Below are 13,255 nucleotides of genomic sequence, written 5' to 3'. Positions count from 1 at the left end.
GCACCGGCTACGTCGCCGAGGGCGTGGAGCCCTGGCCCATTGAGGAGTTGACGCTGCAGTTGCCCAGGGAGCAGTGGGAGACGGTACGCTGGCGCCAGCTTTGGGCGCGTTGGGCCATGGTCTCGTCCAGGAAGAGCACCACGGCATTGGCGGGCAGCTTCTTCAGTCGGCGGACGAGCGCTGCTTTTTTTGGGGCAAGTGGGGCGCCTTCTCCGAATACACGTAGCGAGGGCGCTTCCAACTCAGGTCCATGGCCCGCATCCGCCGACGCAGAGTGTCCGGATGGATGGAGCAGCCGTAGAGCCGCCCCAGGTGCGTAGCCAGCAGCGCCACCGTCCAGGTGTGGGAGGAGTAGCTCAGGTCGGAGGGCGGGCTGCTCAGCTCCCGTAGAATGTCCTCCGGGGTGATGCAGGAGGCGACCGGTGGCCGCCCTCGGCGGGGCTCATCCCGCAGCGCCTCGACTCGCCGCAGCCGCACGTAACGCTTGAGCCAGAAGTACACCGCGGGCCGGCTCAGCCCCGTCACATGCGCTGCCTCGGCCAGCGTACGTCCCTCGGCTACAAGCAGCAGGGCCTGTGCGCGCCGGTACAAGCGCACATCCTCCGCGTGCTGAAGCGCTCTCTGGAGCCGGACGCGGTCGTACCTGGTCAGCCCCCGCTGGGCGGGGCCCAGTGCCTTCCTCATCGGCACACCGTAGGCCCCGCCGTACTATTGTGTCAGGAACTTTTGCCTACCTACTTAGAGCAAACCTGAACGCCCTTGTAGGGTGCGGCAAGTGAGGCAATGGCACTTGACGGACGAGGGCGATCGCCTGCTGAGTAGCTGTCCATTGGGGAGGGTTGCGCGGAGGGGCAGCAGGTAACAGTTGCCCGCGGACCCTACGCGAAATGCAGCACCGCCTGCGTCTCGTTGCCGCCGGCGTCGCCAGTTCGCTGCGGCCCTCCTCGAGACCGCCACCACCCCGCACGGCGCGCACAGCGGCCGTTCCCGGCGGCTGTGCCTTTGCGGCTCACGAATCCCCCCCTCGACGTGTGGGAAGGGGCTGAGGCGCTATCGGGCCCAGCCTTCCCGGGCGAGCAACTCCGACACGCGCGAGCCCACCTCGTCGCGAAGCTGACGCACGCGCTCCACCGGCTTGCCCTTGGGGTCGTCCAGCGGCCAGCCGTCGCGCTTCAGGCCGGGCACGTGGGGGCACGCATCGCCGCAGCCCATGGTGATGTAAATGCTCGCCCGAGCCCGTCGTGACGTGAGCGCCGAGACGTGAGCATGTCCGTCGTCCCCAAGAAGGAGGCGGAAGAGATGGACATGAAGGAGCAGGCGGAGAAGTTCCGGAAGGTGGTGCAAGAGCGGGGAGGAGTGGGCCCGAGAGCGCGCTACACGGAGGAGCAGAGACAGGAAGCGTTGGAGTACGTGCGAGCGCGCCAGCAGCAGGGGGCGAGCGTGGAGGAAGCGGCGAAGGAGTTGGGCATGAGCAGCTGGACGCTCAGCCGGTGGGGCAGCGCGGCGCGCCGAGCCACCCAGCAGCAGCCCGCGAGGGAGGCGCTGGTGCCCGTCGAGATAAAGGCCGAGCGTGCCCAGGCTCGAGGAAGGGGGCTGGTGGTGCACGGGCCGGGGGGAGTCCGGGTGGAGGGGCTGTCGCTGGAAGACGCGGTGCGGTTGCTGAGGGGGCTGCAGTGATTGGCTCCACGCGCAGGCTCGCGGTGTACGCCTACGGGCAGCCGTGCGACATGCGCAAGAGCTTCGATGCGCTGTGCGGGCTGGTGACGCAGGCGCTGGGGCGCGACTTCCTCTCGGGAGACGTCTTCCTCTTCGTCGGACGGGACAGGAAGAGGGCCAAGGCGCTCTTCTGGGACGGCACCGGGCTGTGCTTGTACGCCAAGCGGTTGGAGAAGGGACGCTTCGCCCCGCTGTGGCGGCGCGAGAGTGGCGCGCAGCCGCTTGAGCTGACGGTGTCGGAGCTGGCCCTGTTCCTGGAGGGCAGCGAGATGGTGGGGCGAGCGCCGCTGTCGCCCGAGCCGTACAAACTGGTGCCTCTCTTCCAAGCCCAGACAGTGCAGGGGGTGACTTCGTGAGTCACGCTGCACGGACTACTTGCGCGGGAGGGTGAAGCCATGTCACTACCGGGGGCATGAGCTTCCAGCTTACGACGGAGAAGGACGTGGAGAGGCTGCGCCAGGCGGCCCTGTTGCTGGAGGCGGAGAACAAGCGCCTGGTGGCGCGCGTGGTGGAGCTCACGCGCAAGCTGATGAGCGCGCGGGGCCAGGACGCCGAGGAATTGCAGTTGCGCTTGCAGGAGTTGGAGCGGCAGCTCGCGCAGCGCACCGGCGAGCTGTTTGGCCGCTCCAGCGAGAAGCGCCCCCGCGGCGAGCAGGACGAGGGGAAACAGGCCGGGCCGGCCGAGCCCGCGCGCGGCCACGGCCCGCGCACCCAGCCCACACTGCCACTGCTGGAGGAAGTGCACACGCTGGAGGAGCCAGACAAGCAGTGTCCCGAGTGCGGCGGGGCGCTGACGGAAATGAAGGGTTGCTACGAGGAGGCCGAGGAGGTGGACGTGGTGGAGCGGCGCTTCGTGCTGCGCCGCCACAAGCGACAGAAGTACCGCTGCGGGTGCGGCGGATGCGTGGAGACGGCCCTGGGCCCGCCCAAGCTTCAGCCCGGCGGGCGCTACTCGGTGGACTTCGCCGTGGAAGTGGCCGTGGCCAAGTACCTCGACCACATGCCGCTGGAGCGGCAGGTGAGAACCATGCAGCGCGAGGGGCTGGCGGTGGACAGCCAGACGCTTTGGGACCAGATAGACGCGCTGGCGCGGCTGCTGTCGCCCGCGCACGAGGCGCTGCACCAGGCGCTGCTGACGCGGGAGATTCTGGGGGGAGACGAGACGCGCTGGCCGCTGCTGGGCAGCAAGAGTCAGACGCGCTGGTACGCCTGGGCACTGTGCGCTCCTGACGCCGTGGTGTACCGGATACAGGAGGGCCGGGACGTGGAGGCCGCGCGCAACATGCTCAAGGACTTCCGTGGAGTCCTCATGACGGATGGGCTGAGCACATACGAGAGCGTGGCGGGCAAGAGCGCGGGCATATCTCTGGTGAACTGCTGGATGCACGCGCGGCGCAAATTCGTCGAGTGCGCGGAAGCCTTCCCCCAGGCGAACGAAGCCCTGGACATGATTGCCGAGCTGTACGCGGTGGAGCGCGAGTATAAGCAGGGGCCCGAGAACCTGGCGCGCCTGCTGGAACTGCGACAGCAGAAGAGCCGTCCCATTATCGAGCGGCTGCACCAGTGGGCGTGCGAGCAGCGCGTCCTGCCCCAGTCGGCGCTGGGCCAGGCAATCAAATACATGAGCAACCGGTGGACGGGGCTGACACGGTTTCTGACGGACCCGCGGGTGCCGCTGGACAATGGAGCCACCGAGCGTGCCATGCGCGGGCTGGCGGTGGGCCGCAAGAACCACTACGGCAGCCGGAGCCGGCGCGGCACCGAGGTGGCGGCCCTCTACTACAGCCTGATGGAGACGGCGAAGCTATGCGGGGTGGACCCCAAGCGCTACCTGCGAGAGGCCGCGCTGGCGGCCCTGCGCGGGGAAGCGCTCCCCCTGCCCAACCAACTCGCTCAGCCCGCCGAGGGCTGACGCGCTACGCTACTCATTCCCACCTGTCTCGAGCTGACCGGGCGCCGCGGTGCTTGTTGCACTGCGGTGAGCGCCCCCTCACGCCCTCCATTCGTCGTCAAGCTCTTCGACCACGGGGCTCGGCGAGCATTTACGCTTGCCGAGCAAATCCGAACGGCAGGCTCCAGGCTCAACAAGCTCGTCACCCGGACCGAGTGACGTTAGGAAAGCCACATGACGAAGAGGTACTTCGAGCTGTACGAGGACATGAGCAGCCCGGAGCGTTGGGTGCTACACGACACCTTGGACTCCCACGGGCAGAAGGTGGGACCACGGCTGTACCTCAACGACGCATCCATTCGTTTCGACGGACGCCTCCGGATTCCCATCCTCCATCCGGGTCATCCGCTCGATTTCTCATTGGCGGACGCCGGGGATTTTCCCGTGGTCACCGAAAAGGTCGCCAGCACCCTGGCCGAATTGGCCCCTGGCGACGTGCAGCTCTACCCCGCCGAGGTGGACTCTCGGCCAGAGCCCTACTTCCTCGTCAACGTCGCGCGACTGGTGAAGTGCATCGACGACGAGACTTCAGAGGAGGTGCTCTATTGGAAACCGGAAGACAACCGACCTGACCTGCTCGGCCAGTATCGGTCCGTGGGCGGCATGCGCATCGACCCCTCGAAAGTGGGTGATGCCAAGGTCTTCCGGCCCTGGGGCTATCCGCCAGCACTGCTGGTTGCCGAGGACGTGAAGGAGGCCCTCGAGCGCACTGGCGCTACGGGACTGAAGTTCACTGAAGTTACCGGGCCCAGCCCTCTCAGTGATGAGGAGCGCGCCTACAAGCGCAAGTGCAGCGAGCTTCTCGACCCTCCTCCAGCCGCAAGACGCGCAGCCTGGAAGTCCCTCGGCACGCTGGACGAGCTGGTAGTCGCCCCTAGGGGCGGGTCCTACGAATTTCCGGCCTACCGGCTGGATTGGGCCATCATCCATCGGAAGGCCGGCTGCATTCTCCTCGCCTCCGAAGGTCTCTCAGACCCGTTTATCGCCAAGCTGGAGCCCTCGGTGGGTTTTGGTTTGGAGCTCGTCCTGGAGACGGAGGGGACGGAGCTTCCTCTCGACGCGATCGAGGGGAGCTGGCCCTACAACCTGCTGGAGCGAGTCTCTCAGGAGGTGGTAGCCCACGAGCATGTGCGCGAGGGGGCCAAGGCGGGCCTTCTCGTGCTCGAGGTGGCGGGGAAGGGCATGCCCGCGTCCCTCGTCACCAAAGAGGGTCGGGTGGGCGTGCTGCTCGGTTTGGAGTCGCGCACGCTGCCAAGGCAGTTCCCCACACCCTTCGGCGATGTGCGACTCGTCACCGTCAAGGCCCTGCTGCCCGCGGAACTGGCGTACGTGTCGAAGCGTGGCGCGGAGGGCGCGGCCGAGCTGGCACGGCGCTTCGCGGAAACCGGGGAGGAGCACGTCTCGCGCACCAACCGACGAGCAGTGGTGTAGCCGGCATGACGGGAAGCACATTTGGACAGGGTTGCCGATGGTCGCTGGCTGGTCGAAGCGCAGAACCTGCTCCCGTGGACGCAGAGTGAGTAGCCGGGCTCCGTCCAGCTACCTTCCTGCACGCAGCGGGTGCCTGAGATGGCCGCCATGTGAGGAAGGCGCGGCAGGGCGTGTGCCCTGGTCCGCTCCCATGGGTTCTGGACGGGCGCCACACTGGAGCGGTCTCCTCCGCGGTTTTCGGAGGTGGGCTGAATGCATGATTCGATCGGCGCGGGCGAGGGGCCCTGGCTGGAATTCGCCCCTGGCGAGCGCGTGGCGGGCTTCACCATCGAGGGGAAGATCGCCAGTGGTAGCTTCGGCATCGTCTACGAGGCCACCCGGGACGGGAAGCCCTTCGCCCTCAAGCTGGTGCCCATGGGGGAGAGAGGGGACCGTGAGGTGGATGCGTTGCGCCGCGCGCGGCTCCCCAACGTCGTCGGCTTTCGCGGGTACTGCCTCTGGCCGGAGGAGAATCCGCGCTTCCTCGTGCTGGAGCTGGAGCTCGTCAAGGGTGAGCCGCTGGACGTGTGGGCCAGGAACGAGAACCCCTCCGCGCTCGAGCTGGTACGCCAGGTGGTGTCGCCGCTCGCGCGCACCCTGGCGGCGGTGCATGCCGAGGGCGTGGTGCACCGGGACGTGAAGGAAGCCAACATCGTCATGCGCGAGTCGGACGGGCAGCCGGTGCTGGTGGACTTCGGCGCGGCCGCGTACGAGGGCGCGCCGCGTCTGACGATGCGGCTGCCGCCAGGCACCCGGGAGTACCGCAGCCCCGAGGCGTGGCAGTTCGCCCGGGAGTGGGAGGGCGAGTGGTACCCGTCCGGGCCACGGGACGACCTGTGGGCGCTGGGTGTCACGCTCTACTTCCTCCTCACGCGCGAGCTGCCCTTCGGTGACCGGAACGACGCGCGGATGATGCACGCCATCCTCCATGAGAACCCGGCGGTGCCTCATGTGCTCAACCCGCGCGTTCCCCCTGCGCTGGGCGAGCTGTGCCTGCGAATGCTGGAGAAACAGCCCGAGGCCCGGTACGCGGATGCCACGGCGCTCGAACAGGCGCTGGAGGAGGTGCTGGCCCGCGCGGATGACGCATGGCACGTGTCGCTCTTCCCCGGAGGGAAGCGAGAGAAGCGCCAAGTTCCTCGTCCGTCAACGGCGGCCCGCTCTCGCTCGATGAGGCGGCCGTGGGCTGCCGGTCTCGCTCTCGCCGCGCTCGTTCTGCTGCACGATTCCCCCGAGCCTACCCCACGCGAGGAGTCGACCCCCTCTCAGCCGACGTCAGAGGCCAACTCCTGCCAGGAATTGGCGCCCAGCCGCATGACGGGAGAGGTTGTGCACGGCGCGGAACTTCCGGAGTCATTCACCCCCGCGCCCGTCGCCAGCGCGACGTCACGCGAGGAAGACCCGGTGCTCAAATCCAAGACGGTCCGTTCCCTGGCTGTTTCCTTCTGCGTCACCACCTCCGCCTGCGTGAGCAGCCCACAGCAGCGGCCCCCCCCTCCGCCCGAGGCATGCCCAGCTGGCTCCGCCGACACCCTCACGCCATTCGGTATCGAAGAGGGGGATTATGGTCCCGTGTTCATCGAGTCCTTCCGTCCTCCTGTTGATTTGTATCTGGCGGAAGGTGATGTCACTGCCATTGTCGACAGGGGTTGGAAGGGACTCCCGGAAGGGACTCCCATGTATGGCAAGGTGCTTTTCGGGAACGGCCGTGTCTATGGTCGCTTCACGCGGATTCGCCTGCCCGGTGGGGAGATTGCTCCGGTCTGCTTGGAAGTGACCTCGTCCAGCGGAACGGGTATCGCGATGAAGCCCGAGCGCATGGGTAGGAAGGTCCGTGTCATCAATAACCTCCATGTCATGTCGGTGAGGCGCTTCGAGTAGCCCTGCCCCGGAGACTGCTGCCGTGCTCCCAACATCCCCTACTGCCATGCTGGCCCTGGTGCTTCTTCGGGGCTCACCCACCGTGGAGCCATCCGCTGTTGGTTCATGTGCCGAGATGCAGCGCATCGAGCTATCACTCTCGCCCGAGACGGCACTCGAGGTGTGCGTCAGCCCTGGGCTCATGACGGGATTCCTCTTCGATGCTCCTGTCGTGGTGGAACTGCAAGACGAAGTCCGTTTCAAGGAGGTGGTGCGTGGACGCCAGCTTCTCACGCTGTTACCACCCCCAGACATGGTGCCCGGGGAGCGGTTGCGGTTCGTCGTCCATTTCGGGGGCGGAGCGGCTCAACAGGCCATCACTTTCACGTTGGTGGCCCACTCTGGGAGGGCCACCCATCAAGTGGAGGTATTTCGGGACAAGCGCACCCGAGAATCCTTTCAGCAAGAGGTGGACCAGGAGCGTGCCAAGAATCGACAACTTCGCGAGGATAACCGGCGGCTGCGGGCTCGGTTCGAGCGAGAGAGGGAACTGGGGAGCATCGTTGCCAACGAGGCAGTAGGGATCCATGGAATCCAAGCCATGGAGCTCGACCCGAATGCATTCGCACAATTGGGAGGGATTCTTTACTTCGACAGGGGCCTCAGTTATCGCGGCGATCTGACCGTCGCCGCGGAGCTCTGGCTGAGAAATTCCAGCTCGGAGCCCTGGACGGCGGTAGGGGGAACCCTGGTTGACTCCGATGGAGAGGAACTGACGGGGTTTAAGATTCGTCAGGGGGAGGCGATTGTGTCCGACCGGACCAGCGCGGTCATCGTGGAAGCCAATGCCAAGAGGACTCAGGCGCGAGGCTATTTGAAGCTGAAGCTCTGGGATGAGAACCTGCGCGTCATTACCCTTCCAAGGTTGATGTTCCCATAGGGGCTCCGACACGCAGGCCGTGCTTCTCTAGAGGAAGGCTCGCGCCTGACGTGTTGGGGCGCAGGGCCTTTGTCGGTTCGCGAACAATGGGGACCGTCGCGCAATCCGCTTCGAATGAAATCCAACTTTCCATTCGTTCCCCGCGCCTCACCGGGCTCGGCGGTTTGACATGCTGGTTGGGACCAGGCGCTTTGCGAGGTGTGGCAATGGCTACTCACGATCTACTCCCAAAGAGCGCATTCCACTTGACTCTAAATGCTGCTATCGCTGGGTCGCGAGTGAAGACGGTTGGCCGCTAATCTCCATGTCCTTCACATCCGAGCAACTGCTGGCCATTGCGCGGAACTACTGGCGCGCTGACAAAACCTATCATTTCAGAGCAGACAACGGCCCAGAATACGAGAGGCTCTGCGGTCTTTGGGAAGAGGCGCTGAAAAAGATTGACCGATGGTGGGCGTTCCTGGATGAGCTCAAGACGGACCTTCCCGAATTCACTATTGGCGATGCGACCGCGACTCCCGATGCCTGCTTTCGTTGCGCTGCATACTCGCCCGTGAGCAGTCTGTCCAACACGCGCCGCTTCGTTGTCGTTGGCTGTGTCAGCATCCTGGCGCCCGTTTATACGGTTTACGGGGTAGAGTATGAACGGATTGCAAACAAGCGACACAATCCCAGGGCTTTCTTTGAACCGTTCCCTGCCGAAATGCACAACCCAGCGGATGTGGTTTCCAGGAGAATCGAAGCAACTTTCAGAGTGAATGCGCTTCCTCGTGAGATCGCCGACACCCCCATTCCATTCTACGTCGAGCCGATGGAGCCGCCGAATACCACTCTTTTTCATGCGTTCTTCACGAGCGCGCCTGAATCGTTGCCTTGATGTGTCGCAGCTCTGAACCTTGGGACGCACTCAGAATTGAAGCTTTCTCCTCAGGACGTTACCGTCGCAGGAGGCCGGCCTTGTCCAGCAGCTTTTGAACGCGCAGGGCGAGTTCGACGTGCTCGGGGTTGGTCGGCGTGAGCAGGTCGGGCGTGAGAACGATGAGCGTTCCCTTGTCCTCCACTGGCTCGATGCGCACGGGTGCTGGGAGTGGTGGCACCGTGCCCCGGCTTCGCGGGAAATACATGATCCAGCCCGCGAATGTTCCTGCGATGCCGTCGGGTGAGACCTTGTCACGGTGCATCGTTGAGGTGGCGATGGCGAAGTCCGGTTCCCAGGCAATCGCCATGCTTCGGACGAGCCCAGAGAGAACGGGAACGCTCAGTACCCGCTCCGCGTTCGGCCCTCGGGTTGGCAGGTTGCATACGCAGACGTTGCTCACTACATCGGAATAGGCGCCGCATGTGAAATGAAAACCGCTATCGTCGTAATCGACGCACACGCCGTTCCATGCCCAGACGGAGTAACCGAGGTCCTCGAATTGCCGATCCTTGCCCCGGCGAACCAGTTTCTCGAGGGTCACACGGTTGGGCTCGATGGGGCGCTTCAGTGCGTCCTTGCGCGATCTGCCCTGCTGGAACCAGCGGGAGAAGGACGGGTCGACATTTGCCATGGCGGTCAGGAAGACTTCGGCCCGCCGGGCGCACTCCTCCGGCGTCTCCTTCCGTGGCCCCCAATAGGCACCTGCATAGTACGAGTCGATTCTTTGAAACGTTTCAGGCATGGGCAGCGCGTCTCGCTAGAGCGGAGCTGTGTATACCACTTCGATCCCGACCACCTCTTCATTCTTCAACAACAGTCGAATGGCCTCGGCGGTCTTTTCCTCCGCGATGTGCCACCGGATGGGTGTACCCGTACCCTTGATGGCATTGAGCTGGCGCTTGGCCTGAATGACAAGGTCTCTTGCGCCCGAGTTCTTGAACCAGACTTTGGGATCCAGATTGTCGAGGAACTTGTTGGCGTAACCGGGTCCCTTGGCCTCCAGTAGCACGCCATCCTTGAAGCCGTCGAACTTCACGCCCCCGGCCTTCGTGCTCATGCCACCGACCCAATAGGCATCGTCCGCGAAATGTCCTGAAATCTGCTCCTGGTAGGCGCGGGCCCGGGCGGACATGGATTCCTGTGCTGGCCCCCACTGTCCTGGCCCAGGGACGGGGGCCGGTGTCTGCCCACTCGCGTTCGTACGCTGGAGGATGATGGCCGCTCCCGGTCCGCCGCCCAGCACCGTGGCGACCTTCCCCACCGGCACTACGACTCGCTCCACCACCAGCAGGCCCTCGGTCGAGAGCGACAGTACCGGTACTGTCGCCTCCAACCCGCCCATCGTCCGCGTCAGCCGGTGGCCAGCAGCAGAACGGCACCCATCAACAGGGCCATTCGATTCCAGATTGTTTCAGCGGGCATGCTTTCCCCAGGACTTCATCGCCAGCCGAGGAGGGCGTTGAGCAGCGGCAGGCGCACCGGAGTGCCGGGCAGGTGCAGGGGGTGCAACTCCACTCGCAGCCCCGCCTTCGAGAAGAGCGTCTCCACTTCCGTGCGCGCCAGCGCATGCACGGGCACTCCGAGTGAGCGCCGCAGCAGCGCCAGTCGCAGCGTGTTCATGCCGCCCTCCAGCGCGGTGGGCCTCTCGTCCTCGTGGACCCAGTCCCGCGTCGTCACGGCACCGCCAGGGGTGAGCACTCGCGCCCAGCCGCCCACCACCGCGGCCCGGTCCCGAGGTGGAATGAGTTGCAGGAAGAAATCCGTCTCCACCAGTGCGAAGGAGGCGTCGGGCAGGGGCAGCTGGCGTGCGTCCGCCTGGAGGAGGCGCACGCGCTCGCCTTCTCGGACCACCTCGCGCGAGCGCGCCAGTGCCTCCTCGGCGATGTCCACCACGTGCACCTCGGGTCTCAGTCCGTGCTCCGCCAGTGTGTCCAGGAAGGTGCGCGTCGTCCTCGCCGAGCCGGTGCCGCATAGCAGCACCCTCGCACCGGGAGCATGCAGCGGGGCCTTCGGCTCGGCGAGCACCCGGGCCAGGGCCCAGCGGTAGCAGCGCCGCAGGTAACCCGCGTGCCACGACTGCGCGGCCCAGAAGGCCGTGCGCGAGTGATAGCTGTCAGGAGCGTGCATGGAGTCGGCAAGGAGGCGGCGATGGACGGGGCGGACACTGTAGTCCACACTCCCCGCCGCCCGTGCCCTTCCACTGGCTCGGGGCACGGAGGTACGTGAAGTTGGTTTCGACGGGACTGGAGGCGCACTGGTTCCCGCTCGCGTGGAGTGGCGAGCTGGGCCGGCGCCCGATGGGAGTGAGCCTGCTCGGCAGACGGCTCGTCCTCTTCAGGGATCGGCAGGGCAGGGCGGCGGCGTTGGAGGACTTCTGTCCCCACCGCGGTGTGTCGCTCTCCCTGGGCACGGTACGCGACGGCACGCTGGCGTGCGCCTACCACGGCTGGCGCTTCGCCTCCGATGGCGCCTGTGTCCATGTCCCCAGCGCCACCGCCTCCACGCCTCCCGCGCGCTGCCGCGTCCCGTCCTTCTCCACCGTGGAGCAGGATGGCGTGGTGTGGATCCGGCTGGCCCAGGAGGGTGAGGCCGCCCCTCCGCGCTGGCCTCTCTGGGGCGAGCGGGGGTACTCCTTCGACGCGCTGGTGACGGACGTGGAGTGTCCGCTGCCCTGGGTCGTCCAGAACTTCGTCGACTGCGCGCACACGGGCATCCTCCATCGCGGTCTCTTCCGCGGCGAGCCCTCGCGTGACATCGAGGCCCACGTCGAGCGCCGGCCGGACGGTGTCCACGTGGAGAACCTCGGCGAGACGAATCCCGGGTCGCTGGGAGCCCGACTGCTCTCCCTCGGCACCGGGGCCATCCGCCACACGGACACCTACCGGGCCCCGCACACCGTGGAGGTGAACTACTGGTGGGGCGAGCAGCACTTCGTCACCACCTCGGTGTGCACGCCGCTCACCGAGCGGAGCACCCGCATCTACACGCGTCTGGGCGTGCGCTTCGGTCTCCTCAACCGCGTGGTGCTGGCGGCCCTGCGGCCCCTCACCGCGCGCATCCTCGCCCAGGACGTGCTCATCCTCGAGGACCAGGCGCGCCAGTTGGAGCGCTACCCGGATCGTCCGCTGGTCTCCACTCCCGCGGATCTCCCCTGTCTCTGGGTGCACGAGGTCCACCGGCAGCTCACCGGCGAGCGCTCGTCCCGGCAGGTGGTGGAGCGGCGGCGCCGCGTGGCCTACCGGCTGTAGTCGCGGCGGCCGTCAGAGGAAGGCGAGGTCGACGTACACCGGCACCTCGGGCGGGCAGGTGGGGACCGGGGCCTCGCCGATGGCGAAGGTGAGGACGTGCGTGCGCATCCGGTTGGCGGGGCCTCGCACGCGCGGTGAGCCCTGGGTCTCCAGCCCCTCCTCGATGACGTTGACGATGTGGCCTCCCAGCCGGTGCGCCTCGTGCAGCAGCTGCTGGAGGGCGGGCGCGTCGAGCCGCTCGCGGACGGCGAAGGCCAGCTCCACCGTCTCGATGGGCTGGCCCGGGTAGGGGAAGGGGTTGGCTCGGGTAAGGGGCCGCAGCAGCGTCCAGGCGGCGGCCAGGGCCCGCAGGGCCGGCGTCGTGCCGCCCAGCCGCAACTGGCGCGCACGGGAGGGGTTCCACAGGGCGGCGACGAAGCGGCCGTCGGCGCGGCGGCGGAAGAAGCGCAGCTCGGGGAACGTGGCGCGCGCGGCGGCCATAGCGCCTGGCGGCGGCACGGGCGCGAGGAAGCGGTGGCTCCACTCCCCGGGCAGCGATTCCAACTCCGCGTCCGTCGGCTCCCAGGCCTCGAGCACGGGGGCCTTGGGGGCCGAGGGGCGCGCCAGCAGCAGCCGGCTCGCGGTGACGAAGGTGCGCTGCACGGCGGCTCGCTGCCCGTGCTGGCCCGCCATCATGACGGACAGCGGCTTGTCGTTGCCCTGATTGATGAGCCCCCACCCCTGGTGCACGCCTCGCGTGGCACAGTGCTCGCGCACGGCGTCGAACAGGGCCCGCACCACCCCGGTTCCCCTCGCATCGGCGGCCACGCGCAGGTCGCCGCCATTGAAGAGCTCGGCGGGCCGTAGCCGTCCTCCGGCTTCCACCATGCGCCGCTCGATGCGTGCGTGCGCGAAGCCCACCAGTCGCTCTCCTCGCCAGGCGAGCACGTCGAAGCCGCTCCCTCCCAGCGAGAGCCAGGCGCTGGCGCGTTGCTCGCCCCGCTGGATGACGAGGGGCAGCGCGCCGCCCATGGCGGTCTCCGCCTGCAGCCGGCGCACCTGGGCCCAGTGTTCATCCGCGGAGTCGGTGAGTTGGATGCGGAGGGGAGACGTCACGGCGGCGGCCTCCTTATGTGGCGGTCCAAATGCGGTCAAGACCACAACACCCGGGC

General features: G+C 66.8%; 14 protein-coding genes. 8 read left to right on the top strand and 6 right to left on the bottom strand.

From position 1 onward, the window contains the following. Positions 1–162: 162 nt before the first annotated feature. Both JRI60_RS27700 and JRI60_RS54635 read right to left on the bottom strand, forming a co-directional pair. On the bottom strand, positions 163–684 hold the full coding sequence (locus JRI60_RS27700; RefSeq protein WP_204218886.1) for a helix-turn-helix domain-containing protein: 522 nt from the start codon (positions 682–684) through the stop codon (positions 163–165). Positions 685–1,050: 366 nt separating this feature from the next. Next, positions 1,051–1,185, bottom strand: a complete 135-nt coding sequence (locus JRI60_RS54635) for a hypothetical protein (RefSeq protein ID WP_275439006.1) — start codon at positions 1,183–1,185, stop codon at positions 1,051–1,053. Positions 1,186–1,266: 81 nt separating this feature from the next. Between JRI60_RS54635 and JRI60_RS54630 the strand changes: the two genes are divergently transcribed. The 7 genes from JRI60_RS54630 (at position 1,267) to JRI60_RS27660 (ending at position 8,814) form a co-directional block, all read left to right on the top strand. Then, positions 1,267–1,677 (top strand): transposase, encoded by a 411-nt coding sequence (locus tag JRI60_RS54630; protein WP_204218893.1) that lies wholly within the window; start codon positions 1,267–1,269, stop codon positions 1,675–1,677. Next, the gene (gene tnpB / locus JRI60_RS27685) at positions 1,674–2,072 is read left to right on the top strand and encodes an IS66 family insertion sequence element accessory protein TnpB (protein WP_204218884.1); all 399 of its coding nucleotides are present in this window, start codon (positions 1,674–1,676) and stop codon (positions 2,070–2,072) included. Before JRI60_RS54630 ends, tnpB begins: the two co-directional genes overlap by 4 nt. Before the next feature lie 56 nt (positions 2,073–2,128). Continuing rightward, positions 2,129–3,628 (top strand): IS66 family transposase, encoded by a 1,500-nt coding sequence (gene tnpC / locus JRI60_RS27680; RefSeq protein ID WP_204218883.1) that lies wholly within the window; start codon positions 2,129–2,131, stop codon positions 3,626–3,628. A 213-nt stretch (positions 3,629–3,841) separates the two neighbouring features. After that, complete coding sequence (locus JRI60_RS27675) at positions 3,842–5,098, top strand: imm11 family protein (protein ID WP_204218882.1); 1,257 nt, start codon at positions 3,842–3,844, stop codon at positions 5,096–5,098. A 252-nt stretch (positions 5,099–5,350) separates the two neighbouring features. Continuing rightward, positions 5,351–7,018 carry a serine/threonine protein kinase gene (locus tag JRI60_RS27670; RefSeq protein ID WP_204218881.1) on the top strand — a complete coding sequence of 556 codons (1,668 nt, stop codon included), beginning with the start codon at positions 5,351–5,353 and terminating at the stop codon, positions 7,016–7,018. A 46-nt stretch (positions 7,019–7,064) separates the two neighbouring features. Then, entirely contained in the window at positions 7,065–7,937 is an 873-nt protein-coding gene (locus tag JRI60_RS27665; protein ID WP_204218880.1) for a DUF2381 family protein, read from the top strand. Between the two features lie 304 nt (positions 7,938–8,241). Further along, positions 8,242–8,814 carry a hypothetical protein gene (locus tag JRI60_RS27660; protein ID WP_204229491.1) on the top strand — a complete coding sequence of 191 codons (573 nt, stop codon included), beginning with the start codon at positions 8,242–8,244 and terminating at the stop codon, positions 8,812–8,814. A gap of 58 nt (positions 8,815–8,872) precedes the next feature. Here JRI60_RS27660 and JRI60_RS27655 read toward each other — a convergent pair whose 3' ends face one another. The 3 genes from JRI60_RS27655 to JRI60_RS27645 form a co-directional block, all read right to left on the bottom strand. Continuing rightward, positions 8,873–9,598 carry an immunity 52 family protein gene (locus tag JRI60_RS27655; RefSeq protein WP_204218879.1) on the bottom strand — a complete coding sequence of 242 codons (726 nt, stop codon included), beginning with the start codon at positions 9,596–9,598 and terminating at the stop codon, positions 8,873–8,875. Positions 9,599–9,613: 15 nt separating this feature from the next. Next, on the bottom strand, positions 9,614–10,198 hold the full coding sequence (locus tag JRI60_RS27650; RefSeq protein ID WP_204218878.1) for a Tox-REase-5 domain-containing protein: 585 nt from the start codon (positions 10,196–10,198) through the stop codon (positions 9,614–9,616). Positions 10,199–10,293: 95 nt separating this feature from the next. Then, positions 10,294–10,983, bottom strand: a complete 690-nt coding sequence (locus JRI60_RS27645; RefSeq protein ID WP_204218877.1) for a class I SAM-dependent methyltransferase — start codon at positions 10,981–10,983, stop codon at positions 10,294–10,296. 95 nt (positions 10,984–11,078) lie between these two features. Between JRI60_RS27645 and JRI60_RS27640 the strand changes: the two genes are divergently transcribed. Then, on the top strand, positions 11,079–12,104 hold the full coding sequence (locus JRI60_RS27640; protein ID WP_204218876.1) for an aromatic ring-hydroxylating oxygenase subunit alpha: 1,026 nt from the start codon (positions 11,079–11,081) through the stop codon (positions 12,102–12,104). A 12-nt stretch (positions 12,105–12,116) separates the two neighbouring features. Here JRI60_RS27640 and JRI60_RS27635 read toward each other — a convergent pair whose 3' ends face one another. Next, on the bottom strand, positions 12,117–13,199 hold the full coding sequence (locus JRI60_RS27635) for a GNAT family N-acetyltransferase (RefSeq protein WP_204218875.1): 1,083 nt from the start codon (positions 13,197–13,199) through the stop codon (positions 12,117–12,119). Positions 13,200–13,255 lie beyond the last annotated feature (56 nt).

The organism is Archangium violaceum (genome assembly GCF_016887565.1).
Lineage (GTDB): Bacteria > Myxococcota > Myxococcia > Myxococcales > Myxococcaceae > Archangium > Archangium violaceum_B.
The sequence above is the reverse complement of the archived record's forward strand: the minus strand, read 5'-3'. Positions and strand labels throughout refer to the sequence as shown.

Excerpts from the sequence above, each read along its gene's own strand:
- JRI60_RS27700 (WP_204218886.1), bottom strand. The coding sequence starts at position 684 with ATGAGGAAGGCACTGGGCCCCGCCCAGCGGGGGCTGACCAGGTACGAC.
- JRI60_RS54630 (WP_204218893.1), top strand. The coding sequence starts at position 1,267 with ATGTCCGTCGTCCCCAAGAAGGAGGCGGAAGAGATGGACATGAAGGAG.
- tnpC (WP_204218883.1), top strand. The coding sequence starts at position 2,129 with ATGAGCTTCCAGCTTACGACGGAGAAGGACGTGGAGAGGCTGCGCCAG.
- JRI60_RS27675 (WP_204218882.1), top strand. The coding sequence starts at position 3,842 with ATGACGAAGAGGTACTTCGAGCTGTACGAGGACATGAGCAGCCCGGAG.
- JRI60_RS27670 (WP_204218881.1), top strand. The coding sequence starts at position 5,351 with ATGCATGATTCGATCGGCGCGGGCGAGGGGCCCTGGCTGGAATTCGCC.
- JRI60_RS27665 (WP_204218880.1), top strand. The coding sequence starts at position 7,065 with ATGCTGGCCCTGGTGCTTCTTCGGGGCTCACCCACCGTGGAGCCATCC.
- JRI60_RS27660 (WP_204229491.1), top strand. The coding sequence starts at position 8,242 with ATGTCCTTCACATCCGAGCAACTGCTGGCCATTGCGCGGAACTACTGG.
- JRI60_RS27655 (WP_204218879.1), bottom strand. The coding sequence starts at position 9,598 with ATGCCTGAAACGTTTCAAAGAATCGACTCGTACTATGCAGGTGCCTAT.
- JRI60_RS27650 (WP_204218878.1), bottom strand. The coding sequence starts at position 10,198 with ATGGGCGGGTTGGAGGCGACAGTACCGGTACTGTCGCTCTCGACCGAG.
- JRI60_RS27645 (WP_204218877.1), bottom strand. The coding sequence starts at position 10,983 with ATGCACGCTCCTGACAGCTATCACTCGCGCACGGCCTTCTGGGCCGCG.